At 51.1% G+C, this 26,831-nt stretch carries 23 protein-coding genes; 15 read left to right on the top strand and 8 right to left on the bottom strand.

Translation table 11 applies throughout. The features are described 5' to 3' along the window. From KKH67_09045 to KKH67_09055, 3 genes are all read right to left on the bottom strand, one after another. Positions 1-678, bottom strand: a 678-nt coding sequence (locus tag KKH67_09045; protein MBU1319326.1) for a right-handed parallel beta-helix repeat-containing protein, incomplete at its 3' end; no start/stop codon positions are given. 200 nt (positions 679-878) lie between these two features. Beyond that, positions 879-1,970: a thrombospondin type 3 repeat-containing protein gene (locus KKH67_09050; protein MBU1319327.1), complete on the bottom strand. Its 1,092-nt coding sequence runs from the start codon at positions 1,968-1,970 to the stop codon at positions 879-881. A 60-nt stretch (positions 1,971-2,030) separates the two neighbouring features. Beyond that, complete coding sequence (locus tag KKH67_09055; protein MBU1319328.1) at positions 2,031-2,558, bottom strand: hypothetical protein; 528 nt, start codon at positions 2,556-2,558, stop codon at positions 2,031-2,033. A gap of 671 nt (positions 2,559-3,229) precedes the next feature. On the opposite strand from KKH67_09055, the gene KKH67_09060 reads away from it, so the two are divergent. Genes KKH67_09060 through KKH67_09080 form a run of 5 tightly spaced genes read left to right on the top strand, consistent with a single transcriptional unit; the run spans position 3,230 to position 9,935 of the window. Continuing rightward, complete coding sequence (locus tag KKH67_09060) at positions 3,230-3,523, top strand: hypothetical protein (protein ID MBU1319329.1); 294 nt, start codon at positions 3,230-3,232, stop codon at positions 3,521-3,523. A 37-nt stretch (positions 3,524-3,560) separates the two neighbouring features. Then, complete coding sequence (locus tag KKH67_09065) at positions 3,561-4,418, top strand: NAD(P)H-dependent oxidoreductase subunit E (GenBank protein MBU1319330.1); 858 nt, start codon at positions 3,561-3,563, stop codon at positions 4,416-4,418. A 35-nt stretch (positions 4,419-4,453) separates the two neighbouring features. Next, entirely contained in the window at positions 4,454-7,639 is a 3,186-nt protein-coding gene (locus KKH67_09070) for an FAD-dependent oxidoreductase (protein ID MBU1319331.1), read from the top strand. A gap of 2 nt (positions 7,640-7,641) precedes the next feature. Further along, the gene (locus KKH67_09075; protein MBU1319332.1) at positions 7,642-8,349 is read left to right on the top strand and encodes a (2Fe-2S)-binding protein; all 708 of its coding nucleotides are present in this window, start codon (positions 7,642-7,644) and stop codon (positions 8,347-8,349) included. Then, complete coding sequence (locus KKH67_09080; GenBank protein ID MBU1319333.1) at positions 8,346-9,935, top strand: FMN-binding glutamate synthase family protein; 1,590 nt, start codon at positions 8,346-8,348, stop codon at positions 9,933-9,935. Before KKH67_09075 ends, KKH67_09080 begins: the two co-directional genes overlap by 4 nt. Positions 9,936-10,031: 96 nt before the next feature. Here KKH67_09080 and KKH67_09085 read toward each other — a convergent pair whose 3' ends face one another. Beyond that, entirely contained in the window at positions 10,032-10,478 is a 447-nt protein-coding gene (locus tag KKH67_09085; GenBank protein ID MBU1319334.1) for a hypothetical protein, read from the bottom strand. Beyond that, on the bottom strand, positions 10,471-10,701 hold the full coding sequence (locus KKH67_09090; protein ID MBU1319335.1) for a hypothetical protein: 231 nt from the start codon (positions 10,699-10,701) through the stop codon (positions 10,471-10,473). The genes KKH67_09085 and KKH67_09090 overlap by 8 nt, the downstream gene beginning before the upstream one ends. 147 nt (positions 10,702-10,848) lie before the next feature. Between KKH67_09090 and KKH67_09095 the strand changes: the two genes are divergently transcribed. Continuing rightward, positions 10,849-12,237 carry an MBL fold metallo-hydrolase gene (locus KKH67_09095; protein MBU1319336.1) on the top strand — a complete coding sequence of 463 codons (1,389 nt, stop codon included), beginning with the start codon at positions 10,849-10,851 and terminating at the stop codon, positions 12,235-12,237. 411 nt (positions 12,238-12,648) lie between these two features. Beyond that, positions 12,649-15,255 carry a hypothetical protein gene (locus tag KKH67_09100; GenBank protein ID MBU1319337.1) on the top strand — a complete coding sequence of 869 codons (2,607 nt, stop codon included), beginning with the start codon at positions 12,649-12,651 and terminating at the stop codon, positions 15,253-15,255. Positions 15,256-15,340: 85 nt separating this feature from the next. On the opposite strand, the gene KKH67_09105 is transcribed toward KKH67_09100, so the two are convergent. From KKH67_09105 to KKH67_09115, 3 genes are all read right to left on the bottom strand, one after another. Further along, positions 15,341-16,573 carry a cytochrome C gene (locus KKH67_09105; GenBank protein MBU1319338.1) on the bottom strand — a complete coding sequence of 411 codons (1,233 nt, stop codon included), beginning with the start codon at positions 16,571-16,573 and terminating at the stop codon, positions 15,341-15,343. Positions 16,574-16,719: 146 nt separating this feature from the next. After that, positions 16,720-18,105, bottom strand: a complete 1,386-nt coding sequence (locus KKH67_09110; protein ID MBU1319339.1) for a sodium-dependent transporter — start codon at positions 18,103-18,105, stop codon at positions 16,720-16,722. Positions 18,106-18,366: 261 nt separating this feature from the next. Beyond that, positions 18,367-19,377, bottom strand: a complete 1,011-nt coding sequence (locus tag KKH67_09115; GenBank protein MBU1319340.1) for a hypothetical protein — start codon at positions 19,375-19,377, stop codon at positions 18,367-18,369. Positions 19,378-19,562: 185 nt separating this feature from the next. On the opposite strand from KKH67_09115, the gene KKH67_09120 reads away from it, so the two are divergent. The 8 genes from KKH67_09120 (at position 19,563) to KKH67_09155 (ending at position 26,790) form a co-directional block, all read left to right on the top strand. Then, positions 19,563-20,345: an ABC transporter permease gene (locus KKH67_09120; protein ID MBU1319341.1), complete on the top strand. Its 783-nt coding sequence runs from the start codon at positions 19,563-19,565 to the stop codon at positions 20,343-20,345. Next, complete coding sequence (locus KKH67_09125; GenBank protein ID MBU1319342.1) at positions 20,342-21,124, top strand: ATP-binding cassette domain-containing protein; 783 nt, start codon at positions 20,342-20,344, stop codon at positions 21,122-21,124. The genes KKH67_09120 and KKH67_09125 overlap by 4 nt, the downstream gene beginning before the upstream one ends. Beyond that, complete coding sequence (locus KKH67_09130) at positions 21,121-22,062, top strand: MCE family protein (protein ID MBU1319343.1); 942 nt, start codon at positions 21,121-21,123, stop codon at positions 22,060-22,062. The genes KKH67_09125 and KKH67_09130 overlap by 4 nt, the downstream gene beginning before the upstream one ends. 443 nt (positions 22,063-22,505) lie before the next feature. Beyond that, positions 22,506-24,302: a S41 family peptidase gene (locus KKH67_09135; GenBank protein ID MBU1319344.1), complete on the top strand. Its 1,797-nt coding sequence runs from the start codon at positions 22,506-22,508 to the stop codon at positions 24,300-24,302. Between the two features lie 90 nt (positions 24,303-24,392). Further along, positions 24,393-25,118 (top strand): class I SAM-dependent methyltransferase, encoded by a 726-nt coding sequence (locus KKH67_09140; protein ID MBU1319345.1) that lies wholly within the window; start codon positions 24,393-24,395, stop codon positions 25,116-25,118. Between the two features lie 157 nt (positions 25,119-25,275). Then, entirely contained in the window at positions 25,276-25,956 is a 681-nt protein-coding gene (gene deoC, locus KKH67_09145) for a deoxyribose-phosphate aldolase (GenBank protein ID MBU1319346.1), read from the top strand. 100 nt (positions 25,957-26,056) lie between these two features. Continuing rightward, complete coding sequence (locus KKH67_09150; GenBank protein MBU1319347.1) at positions 26,057-26,251, top strand: endonuclease Q family protein; 195 nt, start codon at positions 26,057-26,059, stop codon at positions 26,249-26,251. Next, a complete protein-coding gene (locus tag KKH67_09155) occupies positions 26,248-26,790 on the top strand; it encodes an archemetzincin (GenBank protein ID MBU1319348.1) in 543 nt (180 codons plus the stop codon). The genes KKH67_09150 and KKH67_09155 overlap by 4 nt, the downstream gene beginning before the upstream one ends. Positions 26,791-26,831: the final 41 nt, after the last annotated feature.

The raw sequence follows: 26,831 nt of genomic DNA on the forward strand, positions 1-26,831 counted from the left end.
AATATCCAGCTCTGCGCTGGCCCACGTTGATAGGCAGTTGCCAATAAACTCAGTTGAATCTATTATTAATTGAGAATTGTCAGAGCAATGAATCGCACCACCATTCCATCTGTTATGGTCGAATAAGCAGGAAGATATCTGCAATGATGAAGACTTGCAGTAGATACCGCCACCTGCACCTACATTGTCTGCATCATTATCCAAGAACTGACAATTGATCAGAATCAAACCTGATGAGTCACAGTAGATACCTGCGCCATCCCAAGCGTAATTATCGTAGAAAATACAATTTGTAATTTTGGGTGATGCCGAATGAGCGTAGACTCCTCCGCCGCCGGGCCAGACAGTACCCTGACCCCGCGTAATGGTGAATCCACTCAATTCGGAAGTTGAATCCTCGTTCGATAGGAACACGAAGCCTCGGCTGCTACTTTCGCAGTCTATAATCGTTGCCTCCGGCCCATTCTCCGATGTTACGAGAATCGACTTGCCATTAAAGCTGATGTTCACATTGCCTGTACCGATGTACGTGCCATCGGCGACGAGGACGGTGTCGCCATCCACGGCTGCATCAATGCCAGCCTGAATCGTCGGCTGTTCAGATGGTACGTGGATCACAGTACCGTAACTCAACTGTGATCCCGCGAACAACCACAATACTAGTATTGCCCTTTTCATCGCTTCCTCCCGTACGGATACAGATACATAGAATCTCGATTGTCAGCATTGCGTTACATAGACTTCAGGATACCCTATTAATATAGCTGGTAGACTCCCCTGTGCAAGAGAAATCACGAATACAGAAGCGGGAGCCGCTCTCACGACTCCCGCTCTTCTATTCTATTCGCATTCGATGCGAAGTTGTGTGCAGATCGAATCTACGTGCCGCAGTCGAAAACGCCGTTGTCATCGGGATCGCATGGATCGGGACCAGTTGCGAAGATGTATGTTATCAAATAAACGACGTCGTCGATATCGACCCCGCCTGAGCAATCCGCGTCGCCGGCTTCCACAGGATCGGGAGGAGGACCACCCGCAAAGATGTACGCGATAGTGTAAACGACATCATCAATGTCAACAGCTTCCGTTCCGTCGGTATCTCCGCAGATATAGAGCACCGGCGGCGGGTCATCCACTACCATCGTAATCCACTGCGTGTCTCTCGCTCCCTGCTGGTCATCAACAAAGAGCTGGAACGTCGCCGTGGATTTGTAGGTGGGGGTGCCGGAAATAATACCATTCGAGTTGAGAGTCAACCCATACGGCAACTGACCCATATTTTTCTGGAACGTGTATGGCGGTGTCCCACCGATAGCCCAGAATTGATACGTATATGGAATCATGTAGTACGGCGGGATCATGTCTTCACAACACTGCAGATAGAGCTTGGACTCATCGCATGCATCCCCGATTCCATCACCATCTTCATCATACTGATAGTGGTTTTGCACATACTTGCAATTGTCGCAGTCATCTCCGACATCATCGCCGTCGGCGTCAGCTTGACTGACATTGTAAAGGTATGGGCAGTTATCACTCGCGTTGAGATACCCATCTCCATCCATGTCAGGATCGCAGAGATCGCCGATGCCATCATTGTCCAAATCTGCCTGCTCCCAATCATAGACATCCGGACAATTGTCCTCGGGGCAGTCATTGTCTGGATAACCGGGATCACCGAAACCGTCACCATCGGAGTCAACGCATGAGTACATGTGTTTCAGCTTTAGATTAATCCCGACAGTCTCGCTGCCGAGCCATTCATTCGACACTTCGAGGTATAGCGGTTCGACAGGAATCACTCCCGCCGCTTCTATGGATGATCTATAGGCTGACTCGCTTGCTGCCCCAACAAAAACATCGTACCCACCAGCAACATAAGTGGTAGGAACATAGTACATATTGTAGGTTGTGCCAGCATAGGAGTTCGCTGCAGAGCTAACGTCGGTGACAATAGAAACCTGATTCATCGGGTAATCGCCCGAGTTCTCAATACTTAGCAGCCGCCTGGCCGCGTCAGGGCAGTATGGTCACCAAGTTGTCGAGCCTTCCTCGACGAAAGCAGAGTGCGTGAAGCCGGAGGCCGCAATGTTGTAGCCAGACCTGCCGCACTTGGCTTCGGCCGAGGCATCAACCTCATGCACTGTAAATGGGTATCCGTTCGGAGGAACAGAGTAGCCTTGATATCCGTACGAATTGTATACTGCTGCTACGACTGTTGTGTGCTCCTCCGTGAGGCCGTAATAGCTGAATTCCAGATCCCACATGAGAGAATCGTTGTCATTCAGAGTGAAATTCTGCTGCAAAGGGAGGCCAACGAAAGCGTTGTGGATCCGGTCCCCATCGTTGTCATCCCATCGATCGCTGTCGGTCACGAAGACGCGGATGATGCCTGTGTACGTCGCCGCGCTATTCACGTCCGCCACCGGCTCCTGGACGGTTATCTCCGGATTCGGAGCCCTGTCGAGGCTGCTGGCTTCGATGCCGAAGACCGCGGAGCAGAAGAGAAGAGCGATCGCTGTGGCTGCAACACACATGATGCAGTAGTGTCGTCTCATGAGACGCTCCTTCCTGTAAAGATTATTTTGTGCTTGCTCAATATACAAATGACAAGAATCATTTTGAGTCAGTCCCGAGATGTTGTGCGGTCTGTCAAAATGAGATCAGTATAATCTCAAAATAACCCCAAACGCCCATCTGTCAAGTTAAAACCGCAACTGAGTAATCACTCGTATCTCTTTGAGAATCGGCAGCGTATGTCGAATAATGGGGCATCATAGCCCACGTATGAAGAGTAGGCCAAATGGGGGGAAATGTCCCACCGAGTCAATATTCCCCAGCTGGGCGACAGTATCGCAGGGCACATACCACGAGATGCGGCATCTGAAGCACGGCTGTCTGCCGCACCACAAGTTTGTGATTTCGTTCACATTCAATAAGATAGACTCAGATGCGAAGATGCTCTCACACAATTCAGCTATCTTCTTACGCGATATGCTATTTCCGGCACAGCAATTGCAATAATGCCCTACAGCATAGTATTCAGTTGTCGGTCAGTTATCGAAATGACCGACACAGCAATAAGTTTGGGAGGGACATATCACGGTTCGGAAGCACACTCCTTCTACAATGGGTCTGTATGAACTATGTGTGATTTGATTTTGGTATGTCCTTCCTTCTTTTCTTGAACTACGGCTGATCGTGAACAAGACCGCCGGAGGAGGTGGCCATGAACAGTGTCACTCGAATTGAGTCCAACGGCCTTTGCAGAACATGCAACAACGAGTCGATCTGCGTCTATCGCCTAAAGCGAGGATATGATGCGCTTTACTGTGACATGTTCGACGACTACGTGAAGCCCGGTAGTAACGGTAACGGACATCACGACAGTGATGCAGTAGTCGCAGCGGAACCAGCACAACTATCAGAACTCAAAGGACTGTGCGCTAATTGTGATCACAAAGACCGCTGCACTCTTCCGAAGCCGGAAGGCGGCGTCTGGCACTGCGAGGAATACTGTTAGTAAGGCGGATTACGCCTACCAACATCAAATAGGATGAATCAGCATGAATTCCCCAGAAGTTGAATCTGCGTTAAGCAGGACCAAAGATAGCCACGGAGGATTGATAGCGATTCTGGAAGAGGTCCAGGCGAAGTATGGATATCTTCCCGAGGAAATCTTGCGTGAGATTTCTCATGAGACCGGGCGATCGATGGTCGACATCTACGGAGTCGCGACATTTTATCGAGCATTCAGTCTCGAGCCGCGCGGCAAACATCTAATCTCAGCCTGCCTCGGCACGGCATGCCATGTCAGGGGCGGTCCGGCGATTGCGGAAGAAATCGAACGTCAGCTGAGAATCAAGGCGGGAGAGACCACTGCCGACAAGGAGTTCACATTTGAGACTGTGAATTGCCTCGGCGCCTGTGCCCTTGGCCCCGTAATCGTTGTTGATGGCCACTACTTCCCCAAGGCTAGGGTCTCCCAGGTCGCGGAGATTCTTCGAAAAGCCAGCGAGGGCATTGACACAATTGAGATTGAAACCGATCAGCGGGTCTTCCCGCTTGAGGTTAGCTGTGCTCGGTGCAACCACAGTCTAATGGACCCTAAATCCTCAATAGATGGCCACCCACCCATTCGAGTTACGGCATCGTTCGGAAACAAGCATGGCAAAATGATGCTTTCGAGCCTGTACGGTAGCTACCGCGTGGATTGCGAATACGAAATACCTCCAGGTACTTTGGTTCACGTTTTTTGTCCTCACTGTCATGCAGAGTTGATCGGTGGCGGTAAATGCCCCGAATGCGCAGCTCCAATGATTCCTATGATTGTTCGCACAGGCGGCGTCGTTCAGATTTGCAGCCGAAAGGGATGCAAAGGTCATATCCTGGATCTGGGCGGAGCATCAATTGACTGACCTGTAAGAAGCTTACGAGCAGGAGAGACAGCCCGATGGAAAAATTCACATCAGTTGTGGAGTTCAGCAGCTTTCGTCAACGTATTCTTAACGAAAGAGACACCGGCTACGATAAGCCTACGCTGGTCGTATGCGCCGGAACCGGCGGACAGGCGAGCGGCTCCAACGATGTCATTCGTGTCATCAAACGATATGTCCTCGAAAGAAGCCTGCAGTACAGGGTTCGGCTACGGATCACGGGATGCCAGGGCTTTTGCGAGATGGATCCGTTCATCGTCGTGGAGCCGGGCAGGCAGCTATATCCGAAACTCAAGATGGAGGACATCCCGAGAGTAATCGAAGCAGCCGTAGGTGGCTACACTATAGACGATTTGATTTACAAAGACTCTCGCGACAAGAAGTCTTACGAGTGCCAGAATGACATTCCATTTTTCGAGAAACAGACACGGACTATTCTCGGCAGTAATCAGCATCTCGATCCTATCAGGATATTCAACTACATCGAGATCAATGGTTATTCTGCGTTCGAGAAAGTCATTTCCAATCCGGATCCGGAATGGATAATCGAAGAAGTCAAGAAGTCACAGATCAGAGGCCGTGGTGGTGCTGGATTCCCCACCGGGAAGAAGTGGGAGCTTGCGAGAGCATCAAAGAGCCCTGATGGCCAGAAATACCTGGTATGCAATGCTGACGAGGGCGATCCCGGTGCTTATATGGATAGAAGTCTTCTGGAGGGAAACCCGCATTCGATCATTGAGGGTATGATAGTCGCCGGTATCGCAATCGGTGCTACGCAAGGCCTCATATATGTTCGAAGCGAGTATCCCCTCGCAGTCAAGCATACGTTGATAGCTTTGCGCCAGGCCCGTGACATCGGAATACTCGGTAAGAATATACTCGGCACCGGCATTGACTTCGATATTGACGTCGTCAGGGGCGCCGGTGCATTTGTCTGCGGCGAGGAAACAGCCTTGATCAAATCCGTGGAGGGTTTCATAGGCGAACCACGCCAGCGCCCCCCCTATCCGATTGAGAAGGGCATCAAAAACAGGCCGACCTGTATCAACAATGTCGAAACTCTGGCGAATATCCCGCACATTATCAATGAAGGTGGCGACAATTACGCGAAGATCGGCACGCCGGGAAATACCGGCACGAAGATTTTTTCACTGGTTGGTAAGATTCGAAACACCGGACTCGTGGAAGTGCCACTTGGCATGAAGATCAGTGACGTCGTCTATGACATTGGCGGCGGAGCTGCCGGTAATGCCAAAATCAAGGCCGTGCAAACGGGTGGACCGTCTGGCGGCTGCATTCCCGCCTCAATGTTCGACATGCCGATCGACTACGACAGTCTGGTTCAAGCCGGTTCGATCATGGGCTCCGGCGGCATGATCGTCATGGACGAAGACACATGCATGGTCGATGTAGCCAAGTACTTCATGAACTTCTTAAAAGATGAGTCGTGTGGCAAATGTTTTACCTGCCGCAAAGGAACTCAGCGCATGTATGAGATTCTTGAAGATATATCGAATGGCAAAGCAACACTCACAGACCTGGATCTTCTCGAAGAGCTCGCTCTTGCCATCAAGGATACAACCATGTGCGGACTCGGGCAATCCGCTCCGAATCCAGTCCTGAGCACTCTGAAGTATTTCCGCGAAGAATATAGAAGACACATAGAAGACAAGAAATGCGATGCTTTCGTCTGCAAGGAACTCGTCGGAGCGCCCTGCCAGGCCGCGTGCCCTGTCGGAACAGAGGCCTGGCGCTATGTCGCGCATATCGCTCGCGGTGAATATGCAGAGGCGTACGGAGTAATCAGAGAAGCCAATCCATTCCCGTCTGTCTGCTCCCGCGTGTGCGATCACAAATGTGAGTTGAGGTGTCGTTCGGGACAGAGCGGAGGAGATCCGGTGGCAATTCGTGCTCTGAAGCGATTTGTGACCGATCGAATCGACCCTTCGGAGTACAAACCGATCCGACATCCATGGCCAACCGGTGAGCCCCCAATGGTCGCCATTATTGGATCAGGCCCTGCCGGATTGACAGCGGCTCACATGTTGTCGCTACGTGGATGCAAAGTCACTGTCTTCGAGTCTGAATGCGAAACCGGTGGAATGCTCAACTGCGCAATCCCCTCGTACCGCCTTCCGCGAAATGTCATCAAGAAAGAGATCGAATGTCTGATCGACGAAAACATCACTGTCGAATGCAATACTGCGCTCGGCAAGGATATTTCAGTTGACGGGCTTCTCAATGACGGTTATAAATCAGTCCTGCTTGCGATGGGAGCACACAAGAGCAAACCGCTACGACTCGAAAACGAAGATGTGGAGGGTGTCTACCCCTCGATTGAATTTCTGAAGGCGTATAATCTCAAGGGTGAGCAACTCGCCAAGGGCCGCGTAGGCATTATCGGTGGAGGCAACTCTGCAATAGACGCCGCACGAATGGCGCTGCGCCAGAAGGATGTCGAAAGCGTGAGTATCCTCTATCGAAGAACACGTGACGAGATGCCTGCATTCGCCGAAGAAATCGAAGCTGCGGAACAGGAAGGGATCGATATTCAGACTCTCATCACACCGATAAAGGTCCTCATTACGAGCGGTCTCTTCTCCGGCCTGGAATGCGCGAGAAACGAACTCGGCGAAACAGATTCGAGTGGCCGCCGAAGACCGGTGATGATTGAAGGCACCGAATTCACCATCGAACTCGACACGCTGATTGTCGCAATAAGCGAGGACAGCGGAACAGATTGTATTATTCCTGCAAAGTCCAGTGGCATCGAGATCACCAATTGGAATACGGTTCAAGTTGACTCCAAGACACTTCAGACCAATCGGCCAGGAGTCTTTGCTGCAGGAGACGTGGTCTCCGGACCGAACACCGTCATCGATGCAATCGCAGGTGGCAAGAAGGCCGCCAACATGATTCTGCGATATCTGCAGGGCAAAGAGATGATTGAGCCTGCAGAATTGAATCTACCGACGGTTTATGTTGAGCCAGTCAGCATAGAGAAGATTGATGAGAGTCGGGTCGAGACGCCGCGTGCTTCAGTGGATTGGAGGAAACGAAACTTCGCTGAGGTAGAAGTCTCGCTCTCTGTCGAGGAGGCTACGCGTGAAGCATGCCGGTGCCTGAGATGCGACCTGGAATTTACCAAGAAGAAAGAAGAAAAGACGCATCACACTGAACTTGCAGCCGTCGGAGGTAAGTGAGGATGATCACGTTGAAGATAAATAATCTGCCGGTGACTGTTGAACAGGGTACAACTCTGCTGGAAGCAGCCAGGTTCCTGGGATTCCCGATACCCACGCTATGCCACATGGAAGGTCTCTCGCCCTATGGCGCGTGCAGGCTCTGTGTCGTAGAGATTGGAGAAGCTCCCAAATCTCGGCTCGTTTCCTCATGTACGTATCCGGCAGAAGAAGGACTGCTCGTCCGGACTGCATCAAAACGCGTAGTGAAAGCTCGCAGGATGATTATCGAGCTGCTGCTGGCATCATGCCCTCAGTCAAAAGTGATTCAGGACATCGCTTCGGAGCATGGCGTCCATCAGCAGCGATTTCGGCAGGAGCACGAAGACTGCATACTGTGCGGCCTCTGCGTACGGATGTGCAGTGAGCAGATGGTGGCGAAGGCCATCGGATTTAGAGGGCGCGGACAGAATCGCAGTATCGGGACTCCATTCGACGTCAAGTCGGAGGAGTGCAGATTGTGCGGGGGTTGCATATATGTCTGCCCAGCCTGTTCACTGAGGTGTACGTTCACCGAACCGGACAAGGCCGTCTGTGGGGGATGCGCGAATCTACAGCCCCCCTGCATCGAGAAGGACAAGTTTGATGACATGATGTGCTACATGGAACCTTGTGTGGCATGTGAGATAGATAAGAAAAAACTGATCTCGCTAACGGAGGATGAGAGATGACAGTTACGCTCTCCCGCATAAACGCAACAGCAGCAACTCTTACAAAGAATCGGACAGAAGGCTCTATTTGCCCGAATTCAGGCATGTGTGTCACATGCGTGGATGGCTGCATAGGAATGTGCGAAATCGGCAAATCCGCCTACAGAGGCCACGAAGTGATCTACCCGCAGCCATTCGGAGTGATCACAACTGCGTCCGAGAAGACGTATCCAGTCGATTATTCGCACTTCAACATCATGGGAACTGCTGTTGGAGCGAAAGGAATCGAGGCAGATAGCAACGTGGCGATTTTCCCGAATGTAAACCTCGAAGTTCGATTCGGTCGGGACAAGGGGCTGAAATTCCACTACCCGATCATTATTCCTGGCATCGGATCGACTGATATCGCCAAGAACAACTGGGAAGGTCTCGCAATCGGAACCGCACTTGCCGGGACAGGCCTCACCATCGGTGAGAACGTTGTCGGCATGGACACCGAAGCCGTTCTGAAGAACGGACGCGTGGTCGACACGGTCGATCTCAAGCGACGTGTCAAGCTGTTCAAGGATAATCAGAGGGATGGTTACGGCGCAATTATCGTGCAGGCAAACGTCGAAGACACTCGACTCGGCGTGCAGGAATACGCGATTGAGAAACTCGGCGTCGAAGCGGTCGAACTGAAATGGGGTCAGGGCGCGAAGAACATCGGCGGCGAAGTCAAGATCAAGAATCTCAAGAAAGCTCAGATGCTCTATGAGCGCGGCTACGTTGTGCTGCCGAACCCGACTGATCCTGACGTAATCAAAGCTTTCGAACGTGGCGCATTCAAGGAATTCGAGAGACATTCCCGCCTTGGTATGGTCGAGGAAGAGTCATTTGCGAAACGTGTCGAGGAACTGCGCGCGGCAGGCGCGAAGTATGTCTCATTGAAGACCGGCGCGTACACACCGGCAGACCTTGCACGCGCGATCAAGTTCTCATCGAAGTACGGCATTGACTATCTGACAGTTGATGGCGCAGGCGGCGGCACCGGCATGAGTCCCTGGCGAATGATGAATGAGTGGGGCGTTCCGCCAGTGGAGCTGCACTCGCTGTTGTATCAGTACGCAAAGCGTCTTGCTGATAAAGGCGAGTACGTGCCGGATCTGATTCCTGCGGGTGGATTTACGTTCGAGGATCAAATGTTCAAGGGTCTCGCTATAGGCGCTCCATTCTTCAAGCTGATCGGCATGGCTCGCAGTCCGATTGCCGCGGCAATGGTCGGCAAGACTCTCGGAGCTGCGCTCGAGAACTACCAGTTGCCGGTATATGTCGAGCGCTTCGGCACATCGCGCGACGAAATCTTTGTCACATCGGGAGAACTTCGCAAGGAGCTCGGTGACAAGGAATTTGAAGCTCTACCGACCGGCGCAATCGGTCTCTACACATACTACGAGAGACTGGCGCAAGGATTGAAGCAGTTGATGTGCGGTAGCAGGAAATTCGCGCTGGAGCATATCGACCGTAGCGACATTGCATCGCTTACGCACGAGGCTTCCGACATTAGTGGCATTCAGTACATTATGGATGTCGGCAAATCTGAAGTTGATAGCATATTGAATAGCTGATATTGCACATTCAATTAAGCAGCAAGCCTCGTCATCGCGAGGAGCGGAGCGACGTGGCGATCTCAATTATGCGAGTGCACGCAATGTCGAGCACAACTACACGCCGGGTCTGAACACTATCAGCCACAATGCCATGACCAAACCTGCCGTCAGCAGCCAGAATGCAAATTTGAGCAGCATCTGTTTCTCTCTCAACAGAGCCTCATGCTTGTCGCGAATGTCATCCGGTGAGCGAAGATTGATATCTAGGCGCTTGGTCAGAAGAACCTGCAATCCGAGATAGAGCGAGCCCGCCCAGAAGATTAGTGGGATGACAAAGAGGCACTTCTGCGTAAGATCCATATCCTCCGGCACAAACGGAGCTAATCCAAGGATGCCGAGATATATGCCATTGAGAAGTCCTGCCGCGGTCATCAGCGACTTAGCAGCATCACGCACCGATCCGATTGAGCCTTTGAGCATGTCTCTCCCTTGCTCCAGCCAGAGAGTATCGTTCGGCTCTGAAGGCGCACTGTCGTAGATTTGATCGTTATCGTCAGTCATCTTTGCCAGCTCCAAGATTCGCTTCGATCATATCGCGCGTAATGATGACCTTCCCGACAGCACATTCTCTGCATGGCAGCACTAAGCGCTTCGGAATTGATCGCCCACCTTTGCCCTTCCCAGTTGATCTTAGAACAACATCTGTTTCGAGCACAGCTTCGACATCGACCGTGTTGACATGCTTCCCCGGCCCATCACATCTCACTTTGATCATCTTCCCCATTTTCACCTCATGTTTCATCAGAACTGACGACACAAGATAGCGGCGCGCAGCTGGAAAGTCAACTGCATCGTTATGGCCATGCGAGGAAACAGTTGGAAAAGATCGAAATGATTCGTAATATACGTCTTCCATGTTACAAGGAGTTTCATGACTACAAGACTGACATTCTACGGGGCGGTTGGCACTACCACCGGATCGCGATTTCTGCTGGAGACATCAGGGAAGAAGCTGCTGATAGATTGCGGCATGTTTCAGGGTGCGAAAGAGAGTCGACTGCAGAACTGGAAGCGTTTCCCCATCCCTCCCGCCGAAATTGATGCCATACTCTTGACACATGCGCACAATGATCACTCAGGGTACATTCCGAGATTGTGCCATGACGGCTTTTCTAAGAATGTGCATTGCACGCATGCCACGGAGGATCTCTGCAAGATACTGCTCAAGGACTCTGCTAAGCTGCAGGAAGAAGATGCAGCATGGGCAAACAAAAAAGGTTTCAGTAAGCACAAGCCTGCGCTCCCCCTCTACACTACTGATGATGCCGCAAATGCTCTTGAGTTATTCGCGCCGGTAAACTACGGTCAAGAGCTGCTTATACAGCAGAACCTCCGCGTCAAATTCAAAGATGCCGGACACATTCTCGGTTCCGCGATGATTGATGTGAAGACGACCAATGGCCGCAAGGTGCTCTTCTCGGGTGATCTTGGAAGGCCGAATAAGGCGGTGCTGCGCGACCCAGTTCAGGTCTATGATGTTGATTATCTGATACTCGAATCTACGTACGGCGATCGATTGCACGATCATGGATCGTATGCAGATGAACTCGTCCGCATAATTAAAGAGAGTCTGGATCGAGGCGGGGTGCTGGTAATTCCTGCCTTCTCTGTGGGGCGAACTCAGACTCTGCTGTACAACATACGCGAGTTGGAAGAACAGGGACGAATACCTGTGATGCCGATCTTTGTAGATTCGCCCATGGCCATTGATGCCACTCGTGTTTTCGAGAAACGGATATCCGATCTCGATCTGTCAAGCAGGTTATCGGTTGTGGAAGGAAAAAACATATTCCAGCCTGAGAAGGTGCGCTTCTGCAGAACGAGGGCACAATCGCAGGAAATTAACGCAATTGACAGTAATGCGATAGTCATTTCGGCAAGCGGTATGGCCACCGGCGGTCGCGTGCTGCATCACCTCGCACAACGTCTCCCCGACCCATCCAACACCGTTCTGTTCGTGGGGTATCAGGCACGCGGGACTCGTGGCAGAGCTATTCTCGAAGGGCAGGAGTATGTCAAAGTCCATGGAAGGCACATTCCGATCAAGGCTCATGTGGAGACAGTCTCCGGCTTCTCCGGCCACGCTGACTACAACGAAATCCTCGCATGGTTGATGGGATTCAACAGACCTCCCGAGAAGACATTCATAGTGCATGGCGACCCGGAAGCATCAACCGCGATGGCCGATAGAATCCGTGAACGCTTCGGATGGGATGTTGTCGTACCAAAACTCGGCGAAAGCTTCGATCTCGAACTCTGACCGCCACCAATTGCTACACAAACTCAGCTTGTTCCTTCTCCTTGAAGAAAATCGTCCCCAGTATGACGCTCGCAATCGGGAACATGATCAGCGATAGGAATGATAGTATGATGGAAACTTCTGCGATGCCGGCTGCTATCCTCTACTTGAAGAGATTCGAGTAGATGAATCCGCCAGCCAATCAGGACAATTACTTCAGAATCAGTCTTGACAGGAATATCAACTCTGTTATCTTTAACTGTGAGTCCATGAGTATGTTCGTGGCGGCAAGTAGATAGACAGCGACGAACCGACTCATCAGCCTAATCCCAAAGCTGAAACATCAGCTTGCCCAGACCGCGAACGCTTACACGGGGATGCTCCATCTGAACGGCGACAGAGTAAATCTGAAAAGCAGGATAGGAGGTAGGAATGCGCTGCTTTCCCAAGTCTCTCTGTTTACCGTGTTTCGTGCTTATAATTCTTATCGCGTCGCTGATCTCATCTGGCGACACACTGGCCCAGACCGGTCCCTGTCTGAATGTCTGGCCCGACACACTTGATTTCCACAGAAATATGTGCTCGGATTCATCGAGTTGGCAGGGACTCGATTCTCAAACAGTGATAATCTACAATGACTGCAGTGATACTCTCGTATGGTCAATTACATCGAGTGAAAACTGGGTCATCACAGAACCATCATCGGGGGGAAATTTCGACTCAGTCCTTGTATTTATCGATCCAGGTTCCCTGCCGGAGCCGATGCCCGCGCCGGGAGATTCTGTCCTGATAGGCGCATTCCTGACTGTGGAGGCGCCCGGGGCTGATAATTCGCCACAGTACATCGCTGTGAATCTCAGGCTAACGTGTGACACTCCCGGGCACTTGTTGCTTGTGCAGCCAACGTCGTTTGATTTTGCAGCGGGTCAGAATCAGACTATCGAAGACTCACTGTATGTGTGGGATGCTCAAGGGGGGGCGATTCAATTCGAACTGACAAACAGCAGTTCGTGGCTGCTACTCCCGGTGCCGTTTACTCCGTGGACAACGCCGGCATCAATTCCTTTCGGAGTCTACACGGACACTCTGCCGTTCGGGACGTATTTCGATACGATTGTCGTGACCCCATTGGATAATCCTGCGGATCCGCCGGTGTATGTGCCGCTAACACTGACCGTCGGCGGAGGCGGCGGATACGACCTCGCAGCTGCGCCAGACCATTTCAATCTGACTGTCGCGCAGGGTGGCTCGATCTTCAATCTGAGCACGTTTGTTTATGAGCAATCGGGAAATGAACTTTACTTCTGGGTAGAGACCAGGCTCGGCAGCAGTTGGCTGGACATACACTTTCCGGATGTTGAATATCCGGGATGGAGCACGCCTGATTCAGTAGTGTTTGACATCCTGGCCGGAAGTCTGGCTCCGGGAATATACGCCGATACGATTATCATATTCAACCCAGTCGATGATTCGCTGTGGTATGACGAGGTTCTCATTCCCGTGGTACTGACGGTCGAAGACGCCGGTGAGGGACTTGCGACTAACCCAACGAGCTTCAGTTTTGTCCTGAGTGTTGGAGATTCTATTATCAGCGAAAGTCTTCTTGTCTTCGATCTCGAAGGTGACTCGGTCGAATTCTGGCCTTACAATTACAGTTCGTGGCTATATGTCGATACGATGTCCTCCTCTCCCCTAATAACACCGAAGACTATATTCCTCGATGTGAGAACCGATATGCTGACGGAGGGGACCTATGCCGACACAGTGTTCATAATGTCGTATACTGACCCGACTATCGCAGTGCCGGTGTTTCTGACAGTTATCGACTCGAGCCAAAGCTACGTGGTTAATGCGCTGCCGTCATCACTCAGTTTTACGATGGCGCCGGGTGAGACCAGGTATGACTCGCTCCACGTCTATGAAGTCAGCGGTGCCAGTGTGCCGTTCTGGTTCAACTGGTACGCATCGTGGCTTGAGATCGACCCATTCTTCCCCATGCCACCGTACGCAACTCCGATGACACTCGGCGTTCTTGTCGATGCTTCCTCACTCGCACCGGGATTTTACGTCGATACTGTTGTAATCCGGCCCGATACAAGCTCTGGAAATTTGTCCTTCTCGCCCGTAACGGTACCGGTGTACGTGCAGGTAGAAGATTCGGGGCCTGCATTGAGGGTAGCGCCTGAGTATTTTGAATTCACTGTCAATCCCGGAGATATGTTGGAAGATATTGGCCTCCTGGTGTACGACGAAACCGGCGGATCGCTGCCATTCGCCGCAATGACTGTCTCCGGCAGCGGCTGGTTGCAGCTTCAGGACTCAGCAGGGATGCCCCGCTACACTCCGGATTCGCTCTACTTCGACATTGCAGCATCGGGACTTGCGCCCGGTATCTATGCCGACAGCATAGCGATTTTCAACCCATTCGAAGATTCGATTTGGTTCAACGAAATCTATGTACCTGTCATATTGACGGTGCAAGGTGAGCCGCAGGAATACGTGGTCGCGACTGCACCAACTTCTTTCGAATTCAGCTTGAATCCCGGCGAGTCTGCATTCGATTCTCTGTTCATATTCGAAATTCATGATTACAATGTCGTGTTCCTATACATCAACGGCGGCACATGGCTGACGGTCGACCCGTTCGGGATGCCGCCATACACCACACCGTCTACATTGCTGGTGCACGTGAGCGCTGATTCGCTGGCCACGGGTCAGTACATCGACTCGATATTGATCTACGCTGCTTGGGGACCGCTCTACTTCCCGACTGTTACAGTTCCGGTGACACTGACCGTGGGAGCATACTTCATTTGTGGTGACGCCGATGGAAGCGGAGGAATTGACATTGATGACATAGTCTACATCATCAACTATGTATTTATGGGCGGAGAAGAGCCGAAGTCGATCTACAAAGGTGATGTGGACTGCGATGGTATTACAGATATTGATGACGCTGTGTATTTGATTGAGCACGTGTTCGTCGGAGGCCCCGCACCATGTGAGAACTGCATCCGGCTGTTACACACTGGGCGTTAGGTCAAACCCACCTCCAAATCCAGACCGAGAACGGGAGCCGAAATCCGGCTCCCGTTTCTATTGGGAATACTATCTTCAATGCGTTCTAATGCGATGCTCGCATCTGCTTAGCCATTTCTTTGATATCCGAGAGGTCGCGCACCATCTCACTCCATCCGTACCACAATGCGTAATCAGGATTCGCATGGAATGCTCCCTGAAACGCTCTCATTCTGTGCTCCAGATGCATGACGAACAAACTCTGCTCAATCGGCGTCGGGGCATCGTGAAACGCGAGGAGATCCGGGAATGGATAGGCATAGCTCTCCGGTTTGGTGAGAATACCATCGGCATAGAGTCCGGCGATCACACGAATTGCCTCGGCCAGCAGATGATCCGCCTCTCTAATGATGTCGTCACCTTTCTCCAACTCCTGCCTTGCAAAATTATCTGAATGACATTCGCTGCAGGCTTTCAAAAGCTTATCGCGCTCGCGATCGAAATCCTCTTGCGTCAGACGGGCGACATCGGCCGCCTTTACTACATCCAGGCGTGCGGTTGGATTACCTTCCAGATCGAGCACACCGAGCGCCTGCAATATCGTTATCTGATCCGCCTTCCACTGCTCATCCTCAGGCAGCGGCAGGCGCACCGCGAGAAATCCCCACGGAGTGCGGACTTCGTGATCTCCCTCCTGCATATGGCATGTCTGACACGTCGGTGCTGCGGCTGTCTCGGACAGCACGCCATTCTGCTTCAGAAGATAGCGGACACCATGCTTGGATGCCGAGTACATCTCCCACTGCGGATGATCAAATCCCATGTGACAAGTCTGGCATGCTTGCGGCTGCTGAGCTTCCTTCACCGAGAACATGTGCCGGGTGTGGCACGCATCGCACGATGCATAGCCAAATCCCGATCCGGAAGCCTTCAGCTCCTTGATCTCCTCCTCAGACTTCAGACCGACCTTGTGGCAGCCCCCACAGCCCTTCATTCCTTCGATTAACGCCATCGGCTGCATGTGAGTCGTCGGCATTGCAGTCTGAGCCGCCCACGCTAACGCATGCTTCCCTTTCGAGAACTGCACGACCTGATCTTCGTGACAGTCGCGACAGGTCTCCGCAGTCGGAAGCTGGACGTTCGCTACATCATCAGCGGTCACGTGGCCTTCCCCGTGGCAAACCGAGCAATCGATGCCGTTCTCGCTGTGCTTGCTCAACTGCCAATCGCTAACAACTTTTGGAGTGATTTCTGTATGACAGTCTGTGCAGATGCTGCCGTGTGAGACGGCAAAAGTCAGCAGAAGCGCAACTGCCAAGAGTGATCCATTGCGTAACATGACTCCTCCCTCGCGTTTCAGTGTATCCCTATTCTACTCGCATATTAGACTCTGTGCACCGATAATGTCCAGTGTGCGACTGCGGCAATAAGGAAATTGTCGAGCGATAAGTCAAGTCAAAATGAAAGTAGATCAAGCGAATTCGATCAGCTGAAGTCTTTGCCAAAGATCACTGCGATTATCACGGCCAGTATCGCCAACGGCGCAATGAATCGTATGAAGAACTGCCACAGTTTGAAGCTGGCTGTCGGATTGCCTGATGCATCGAGCATTCCGAGTTCCTCAGCGGAGATTCTCTTGCTCACAACCCATCCAACAAAGATCGTGGTCAGCAATCCACCGATCGGGAGCATCCAGTTTGCCGCAAGATGATCGAGTGTACTTAGAACGCCCGGCTTCGCTGCGAACAATTCGAAATTCGATAAGAACCCGACCGCTCCCAGCGAAAGCGCGGAGAAATACATACTGATCAGTACTATGCCGCAGCTAATCATGGTCGCTGTATGGCGCTTGATGCCGACCTTGTCGATGAAGAATGAGACTATCACTTCAAGCAGAGATATTGTAGAAGTAAGAGCGGCAAACGCCACCAGCACATAGAAGAGCGGACCGATGAGAACGCCGCCCGACAGCTCAGTGTAGAAAAGACGAGGCAGCGTCACAAAGAGCATACCGACCGTTGACCCTGAGACGGTCTCTTCAAGTCCCGCAACCGAGAAAATGATCGTATACATAATGACACATGCAAGAAGTGCTATCAGTGTATCGAGAAAAACAACAATCAGCGATGACCTGAAAACAGATTCCGACTTGTGCATATACGAACCGTATGTAATCATCACTCCCATGCCGAGCGACAGAGTGAAGAACGCATGTCCGAGCGCTTCAAGCACGCCTGCAGGCGGAAGCTCGGAGAAATTCGGCCGGAAAAGAAAGCTCATCGTCTGGCCAAGACCCGGCAGAAAGAGAACCCTGATCACGAGATATGCCATAATGAGAAGCAAGATAGGCATGAGTATTTTCGCAGCCTGCTCGATACCTTTGCTGACACCTCGCCAGATGATCACAGCTGTAGACAACAGAAAGATGACAGACAGCAGAAGCTGCATTGGAGCATCAGCGAGGAAGTCTCCGAATGCAGTGTCTGGTGGCGCGACGTAGCCATTGAAGCTCCATCCGACACATTGCACAAAAGACCGGATCGACCAGCCGGCGATTACGCTGTAGTAGCCAAGGATCACAAAGCCGGTTAGCACTCCGAGGAATCCTACCGATCCCCACCACTTGTTGCCGAGAATTTGAAACGCCGGCACAGGGCTCTCCTGTGTGCGTCTGCCCATAAGGATCTCCGACATCATGATCGGCAGCCCGATGGCGGCAACGCACACCAGGTAGATGAGCACAAACGCGCCACCGTTATTGTGCCAGGTGATGTATGGGAATTTCCAGAGGTTCCCGAGTCCGACCGCACTACCGGCGGCAGCAAAGACAAATCCCAATCTCGATGCCCAGTGATCTCTTATTCGCGGCACTGCGTCTCCTTTGCATGTACGTGCATGTTGAATGTAATTATCTAAAAGAGACGATACAGCTTGTCAACAAAATTCAATTGTATGACATTCTTCTGACAGCGTGGCTGAGCCGGGTAGAGTAGTTTGCTTGTGGCGGCTTTTCGACGCGCGAGCAGGAATCCTTTCCTGTCTTACTCGTTCGCTCATTGCTTCATAAAGCTGTCAGGATAGGAATCCTGACAGCGCGAAGACCTAGTACCGGTCACCATGCAACTACTGAGTCTACAACCGGATATTCTCCAGCACATCATCATCTTCCGGCTCGACATCGAAGACCTTCTCGTGGCCGGGAAATGTGACTGTGACGCGGACGGAGTCTTCTCTCTTCTGGTCGCAGTATCGCGCTGTGGTGCGTGCGGCGAATTGAACCGATTCCTCAGTGGCACTTCCCTGCAGCAATGTAATCGGGCTGCCGGTCTCTTTGGCTTCGCAGACGATATCGCCCGGATGCTTATAGCTCTCGATCTTATCGTTGTCCTCTTCATTTCGCCCGACGATGACTTTTGTCTCGGACGAAAATCTGAAATGCCTACCGACACGCAACAGATTGACCATGTTGAAATCGATCACCGGAGTATGCTCCAGAAGATCCTTGAGCCGACGGGCATAGTTTGGATCGGTCAACAGACAACCAGCCGCAGGTGTTGGATAATCTTCGAGACCGAACTCCTCGGCAAGCTCCATCTGGCGCTTCCGCGACCTTCCGCTGATATTCTCAAGTCGATTTCTGTCGATCTTCCCCTCCAGTTCAGGGATAGTCGGATCGAGAAGCTTAGCTGATAGTGGCCTCAGCAGCCGACCTTCGAGACCGGTCTGCTTCAGGACGAGATTCAGACTCGGCCTGGTCTGAGACATCGGCCTCTGCCCCATCACTTCACCCGTGATTATCGCCTCCGCGCCGATCTGCTCCATGACATGTTTCGCTTCATTCAGCATCAGGATTCGACAATCGACACAGGGATTCATGTTCTTGCCATATCCAAACTTCGGATTCTTGACAATATCGATAAACTTCTGTCCGAGATGGCAAAGCTTGACTTCAAATCCAAATTTCTCCGCCACCGGATATGGATCCTGTCCGCAGCTCGATCTATCGGAAATTTCGCATCCGAAATGCGTCAGGAAAAAGACCGCGTGGACTTCGATATTCTGCTGCAGCATAAGCAGGATAGCGAGCGAACTATCCAGTCCTCCCGAAAACAGAGCAACCACCTTCGCTCTATCTTTAGTCACAATTACATTCTCCGGAGTTACGCACAGTTACAAAGTCGTCAGAAAATATACCTTATGCGGAAAAAGTCAACATGTTGGTTGAATTCTGCGGCGGCTGGGTGTACTTTTTCTATGGATGCTGGCTTCGAATGTCATATATTGAGGTTTTCCGGGGCTGCAGCGTTGAAAGGCGATATATTGGTCTGATGTCTCGTAATATATCAGAGTGGCTCAAAGGAATCATACTTGAGCTTCAGGAGATGTTCTTCTTTTCGGCCATAATGGTCGAAAGGATCTTCCGTCGTCCCATCTACTTGTTCGAAACCTTCGAGCAGATGCACTTCATCGGAATAGGATCCCTCTATCTCGTCATTCTCACCGGTATGTTTGCCGGGCAGGGTATGGCGATTCAGTTCACCTACGAACTCGCGGATATGGGATCTAAGAACTACCTCGGCCGCATTATGGCAATCGCAATTATCAGGGAGCTTGGTCCGGTTCGGACCGGGCTGATGATCGCCGCAAGAGTGTCATCCGGTATTACGGCAGAGATAGCGGCGATGGTATCGTCGAATCAGGTCGATGCTCTCAGAGCATTCGGCGTAGATCCGATCAGAAAGCTTGCGATTCCGAGACTTATCTCCCTGATGGTAATGGTGCCGATATTGACAGTAATCGCGGACGCAGTCGCACTGCTCGGTGGCTGGATGATCGCGACATTCATTGCGCATATCTCATCGACTCTCTATTGGTCAAACGTTCTCGACAGGCTCAGATTCGGTAATATTGCTATTGGATTGATAAAACCAGTAGTCTTTTCGCTCGTTATAGCCTTTATCGCGTGCTATAAGGGCTTCACCACAACAGGCGGCACCAAAGGAGTTGGGAAATCTACAACTGAAAGCGTAGTGCTCTCCTCGATCACAATTCTTCTGGTGAATTTCCTGATTACCAAGCTCGTTGTGTCATTGTTCAGAGGCTACTTATGATTGTGCTCGATGATGTTCATTTCCACATCGATGATAATCACATCATTCGTGGCGTGTCGTTGAATATCGATGAGGGTGAAACGGTTGCCGTTATCGGTCAGTCCGGATCCGGGAAGAGCACCATTCTGAAGCTCATTCTCGGTCTCCATCGTCCATCAACCGGCAGAGTCATCATCGACGGTATTGATATCACCGACCTCAAAGAGAGGAAACTGCGCGATGTCCGAAAGCGCATGGGAATGGTCTTTCAGGATGGAGCGCTCTTCGATTCGTTGACCGTTGGCGAGAACGTCGGCTATTACCTGCTGGAACACTCCGGATTGAAGCAAGCAGATATCGAGAAAGAAGTCATCGAAATGCTTGAGTTTGTCGGTCTTGAATCCAGCATTCGGGATGGGCTCCCAGATGAACTTTCCGGCGGCATGCAGAGGCGTGTGGCTATTGCGAGAGCGCTGGTATCGACGCGACCGAAAGTGATGCTCTACGACGAACCGACGACCGGTCTCGACCCGCAAATGACATTACGCATTACGAACATTATCATGAAACTCCGCGAAACGCGAAAAGTGTCACAGATCGTGGTTACTCACCAAATTGCTGATGCGTTCAGGGTCGCTGATAGATTTATCATGATCGAGGAAGGACGAAAAATATTTGATGGTAGCGGAAAGAAGTTGCTTCGTAGTAATGATGAGAGTATAATCAATTTTCTTCAACCGTTTAACAGCGCCATAGCGAGACAGAACGAGTTGATGATGGAGATGAATGACGAGTCATGAAAAGAGCAGGTAAGGTCAAGTGGGGTGAACTGAAGGTCGGTATACTGATCTTCATCGGCATACTGTTTATGCTATATGCTTCATTCAGAGGTGGTGGCACATCGATTTTCGAATCGAAGAATGACTATATCAGTTACTTCGAAGATTTGGACGGACTCGCGGTCGGTTCACCCGTCTGGCTCGCCGGTGTAGAGGTTGGGAATGTAAACAGCATAAAGTTTCTCGAAGAGCAGGTCGAACCCGGCAAGAGTATTCAGGTCAACATTCGAGTTCAAGGCGCTGTCGCCTATTTGATAACCCCCGGAAGCACAGTACAGATAGCCACGATTGGACTTCTGGGAGACAAATACGTGAGATTACTGCCCGGACCTCCTGCAGATATTCCCCTGGTGGGAGGCAGTATCATTCCAGCTTCCGGCGCCGCCGGACTGGCTGGCGCGATGGAGGGCTTGCCCGAGACGATCGATCGATTGAACAGACTTCTGACGTCAGTCGAGAATCTGGCCGCTACAGTAGACACGGGATCCGGCACGATGGCGATGCTAATAAGAGATCCTGAACTCGCGACGAAGGTCACGAATCTGATTGACAGATCGAGCAACCTGATGGCAACTCTCGATCGAAACGCCTCCAGCATGTCGAGGGACTTCGAATCGATCTCCAACGATTTCCATGCACTGTCAGAAGAGTTGCTGAATGGTCAGGGTACTATGGCTCAGCTGCTCAAGGACCCGAGACCATTTGATAACATCGTATCCGCAACTGCCCGGCTTGATACCCTGTTGGCGAAGGTCGAATCTGGCGAAGGCACCGCGGGGCAGCTTGTCAACGATCAGGAATTGTACGACAACATCAAAGATCTGATGGCGCGGATGAATACTCTCACCAAGGATTTGATGGACAATCCGAAGAAGTACTTCAAGTTCAGTGTATTCTAAATCAGTTTCCCGGAGTCCCCAGGGTACTATCTTGATTAATGCGATTCGAAGTGAGCGACACACCGACAATCCTTCGAACAAGGTTCAAAGCTGCTTCAAATCCTGTATCAATAGTGAACAGTTTTGGAGAGCGGAACGTCGCGTAATTGCAACCACATGTGATACAACGCAATACTGTCAAGATGATTTGCGGCTGATGCCCGGCAATCATCGTAATCCTGACATCACTGCGAACACTCCACCGCAAGACATTCACTATCATGTGGTTACAGTCCGAGCACTTCTGAGGCACAATCAAATGAAACTTTTGTTCTCCTGTAACTGTTAAATATGCAAGGAGATAGGACGATAGACTCGATATACCGATGACCATCTGGAATTTGACATTGCGAGATTATCTATTACATTAGAAGTGAACTCCGATACTTCGTCGAGGAGGATATATGAACGAAGGCCGAAAGACCGGAATCTATGCGCTTATGCTCACGATGACAGCGATTGCACTTGTCTGGCTGGTCGGTTCCGGTCAGGCTGAGCCGAATTATGCGAGCGGCGAGCTACTCGTTCAGACTCAGAGCATTGATCAGACAGCCGACGACACGACGGAAAATCTCGCGACCCGCGAGAAAACAATCCTCTACTACACTCGCCTCCTGGTGGATATGGCCTACAATATTCACTCCAGATACATGGAGGACGTCAGCCCTAAGGATCTCGCTTATGCGGGTGTCAAGGGTATGCTTGAGGATCTCGACCCGTTTTCAGTCTTGATGGAGAAACAGTCGTACGACCAGTTGATGGAGAACACGCATGGCATGTATCAAGGGCTTGGCATGCAGATCGGCAAGCGCGGCGACTATATTACGGTAATTGCTCCCATGGAAGGAACACCAGCCTATAAGGTCGGACTAACTGCCGGGGATTTGGTCATCGCCATCAACGGCGAGGATACTAAAGACATGACGGTCGAGGACGCATCGATCCTTATGAGAGGAACAGCTGGTACCTCGGTTACACTCACAGTAAAACGGCCCGGCTATGATGAAGAGCTCGACTATTTGGTAACTCGCGATGAAATACCACTTTACAGTGTGAATTACGCCGGAATCGTGCAGGGCAATATCGGCTATGTGAGACTCTCCAGATTCGCAGAGACCACCGAAGATGAACTTATTTCGGCGATTGACAGTCTCCAGAAGGAGACCGAACTCGAAGGACTCATCTTTGATCTCCGATCTAACGGCGGAGGTCTGTTGTCTCAGGCGATTCAGACTGCGAATCTTTTCCTCGACAGGAATAAGCTCGTCGTCTACACGCGGGGACGCCTCCCCTCCTCGGAAAGAAGGTACTCCTGCGAAGGAGAAGCACTGTATCAGGGCAAGCCACTTGTTGTCCTTGTTGACGGCGGTTCGGCATCTGCCTCCGAAATCGTCGCAGGCGCAATTCAGGACTGGGATCGAGGGATCATAATCGGAAACACTACATTTGGCAAAGGCCTTGTGCAGCAGATTTTCGGTGGGACCGGCGAATCGGATGTGGCGCTGAAGCTGACGACCGCCAAGTACTATGTTCCTTCCGGAAGATGCATTCAGAAACCGGAGCGTTCTAAAAAGCATCCCGACGAGATTACAGAATTAGATATTGAATCTGATAGCGACGAAATCGATGAGGACCGCGAGATCTTCTACACAAACGGCGGGCGCATTGTTTACGGTGGTGGCGGCATTGTACCCGACATCGATGTCGACAGAGAAAAATGGCAGCCGATCGATATGAACCTCGAACGGCAGTCAATGTTCTTCAATTTCGCCGTAGATTACACATCAAGGCATAAGAACATTCCGCGGGATTTCGAAGTCACTGATGAGATATTTAGCGAATTCGTAGCCTTCTGCAAGGAAAGCAAATTTGAATACAGAAGCCAGATGGAATTGAGTCTTGATGACTTCGAGAATGCCGCGAAAGACGCCGAGAAAGAAGATCTATTCGACAAAGATATCGAGAAGATCAGATCGATCATAGAGGGTGAGAAAGAGAGTGATTTCCAGGCCTCGAAAGACTATATCGACCGTCGAATCAAGCGAGAGATCGTGCGCAAGGAATTCGGTGAGCGTGGTGTATATGAGGAACTGGTACTGAAAGCAGATCCTTACGTCCAGAAAGCGCTCGAGATTCTCAGCGAGAAAAAGCGCTACTCTGAACTGCTAAAGGCTGGTCACAGCATAGCAGGTGATAGCTAATTCTGAAATGGGTAAGTCAATTGTTGCGGCGGGCTTCAGTCCGCCGCGATTTTTTTGCTCAGGCTTCAGGTATCCGATATTGGCATCAGCATGAATTATTCCAAGTTAGCGCCCTATTACGATCTTCTCGGCTGGGCCGATTTCACGTTTCACATATTACCACATATACGAAGCTTCTTCCGCGCAATTGGGTCGCCTCCTGAGAGATACCTCGATATCGCATGCGGCACCGGCGTGCTTGCGTCAATACTCGCTGACGAGAACATCCGAATTACCGGGATAGACATCAACCCCGAAATGATTCGAGAAGCAAAGAAGAGAGAGTACAGCATCAGGCCCAATTTCAGGGTTGCGGACATGTGCAAGTTTGATCTCCGTAGTCAATTCCCCGTGACTGGCTGCTTCTACGATGCGATCAACCATCTTGCGTCAGAGGAGGACGTGCGGAAAGCATTTAGATGTGCTTTTCTGCACACGGAACCGGGTGGCTACTACATCTTCGACATCAATACTCCTCTGGGCCTCGAACGGTGGTCGCCCTACTGTTCGCAGCAAAGAAACCGCTTCATAGTCACCCAGGATGGCACCTACGACAAGAGTACCGGTACGCGCGATATCAAGATCGAAGCATTCGTCAAGGATTCGAATGACGAGGTCCGCTATGTTAACGAAATGATTCGTGAGAAAGCCTATCCACTCTCATTTATACAGCATGCTCTGGCAGAAGCTGGTTTCAGGAAGTTCGCTTTCGAACCGTTTCGAAATGAGGGGACTGTAAGAGACGCCGAGCGGCTGTTTACCGTCTGCCGTAGATAGTACTTCAATGTGACGGTAGCTGCAGCGATGGCTGACGCAGGCAGATTCTGTTTGTAGAATCGTATAATATTGAATAAGTTGTGACTAAACAGGGCGCACGAATTACACCAATAACCTGTCGGGCAAACGATCGCAATGCATTTCAGCGCGGAATGAGTTGACTGTGAACGAGAAAATAGACATCGCATCATACATAGACCAGTCACTGCTCAAAGGTGACGCAACCCCAGCGCACATAGATGAACTCTGCAGTGTCTCGATTCGATATCGATTCAGGACTGTCTTTGTAAATCCTGTGCATGTGAAGCGTGCCTCAACGAATCTCAGCGGATCACAGATAGGCATCGGAAGCGTTGTAGGTTTTCCCCTCGGAGCCTCAACAGTACGGGTGAAAGTCTATGAGGCGGAGACAGTCGAGAATGATGGAGCTTCCGAAATTGACATGGTTATGAACGTCGGGGCGGCGAAGGCGGGAGAATTTCGACTCATAGAGAGAGAAATCCATGCAGTCAAGAGCGCCCTGGGGAGCAGCACTTTGCTGAAGGTGATCCTCGAATGTTCCCTGCTGGACAATGCGGAGAAGATTGGCTGCGCGCAAATTGCAGCTGACTCCGGCGCAGATTTCGTCAAAACCTCGACTGGCACTGTCGGTAGTGCAACCACCCAGGATGTTGAATTGCTATTTAAGACTGTAGGCGGGCAGATTGGCGTCAAAGCGTCGGGTGGAATCCGCGACCTGCGGTCCGCGCTGGCAATGATTGAAGCAGGAGCATCACGTATAGGAACGTCTTCAGGAGTTCCAATCATTGATGAATATCACGATTCCCCCAGTCGATAATTGAGTGATAGGTCGATTGGAATGATTGACATAATGCGTGTTATTGAATAGATTTGGATGGGTGTGAACAGATTCGACTGACGGGTGGCCACTATTGGATATGGCAGAGAAGAACGGACAAGGACAGGGACGTGATTTTGTAGGAATCCATTTCACTTGCTGCAACGTTTATATCCGAGTATATAAGTCGAAGCAGGGTGACAGGTACGTCGGCTTCTGTCCCAAGTGCGGCAAGAAAGTGAAACTCGTCGTCGGCTCCGACGGTGTAAACGACAGGTTCTTTACAGCCAGATGAAAAGACATCGTTCGAAAATAGTTGTCGTACCACTGGGAGAGGTCGATTTCTTCCAAATTAACAAGCTGACCAGCAGCCTGTCTGCACTCTTCTCACTTCCATCCGATATTCTTCAGGGAATGAAAATCCCTAAGGAAGCTTATAATGTCATCAGAAACCAGTATTTCTCTACGGTCATCCTTCAGAAGCTGGAGCTCCTCAAGGCAAGCCAGCGCGAAGTCATCCTGGGGCTTCTCGAAGATGATCTATACAGTGCAAGCACGCCGTTTATTGTCGGTGACAGCGACCGGATCGGAAGTTGCGCAGTAGTCTCGTATTTTCGAATCAGACAGGAGTTCTATGGTCTTCCAGAGGATGAGAGGCTGGTTTTCAAACGGATTCTGAAGGAATCTTCGAAGCATTTGGGTCGCATACTCGGGCTCACGCTCTGCCGCAATCCCCGCTGCGTGATGTACTACTCTGACAACATGTTTGACATCGATCAGAAGAGCGAGAAACTCTGCGACATCTGCCAGCGAACATATTACAAAATACGTTAATCTACTTCTACCGTCAACTGAGCTTCTCTGTTTTCGGAGAA

The organism is Candidatus Zixiibacteriota bacterium (genome assembly GCA_018820315.1).
GTDB lineage: Bacteria > Zixibacteria > MSB-5A5 > JAABVY01 > JAHJOQ01 > JAHJOQ01.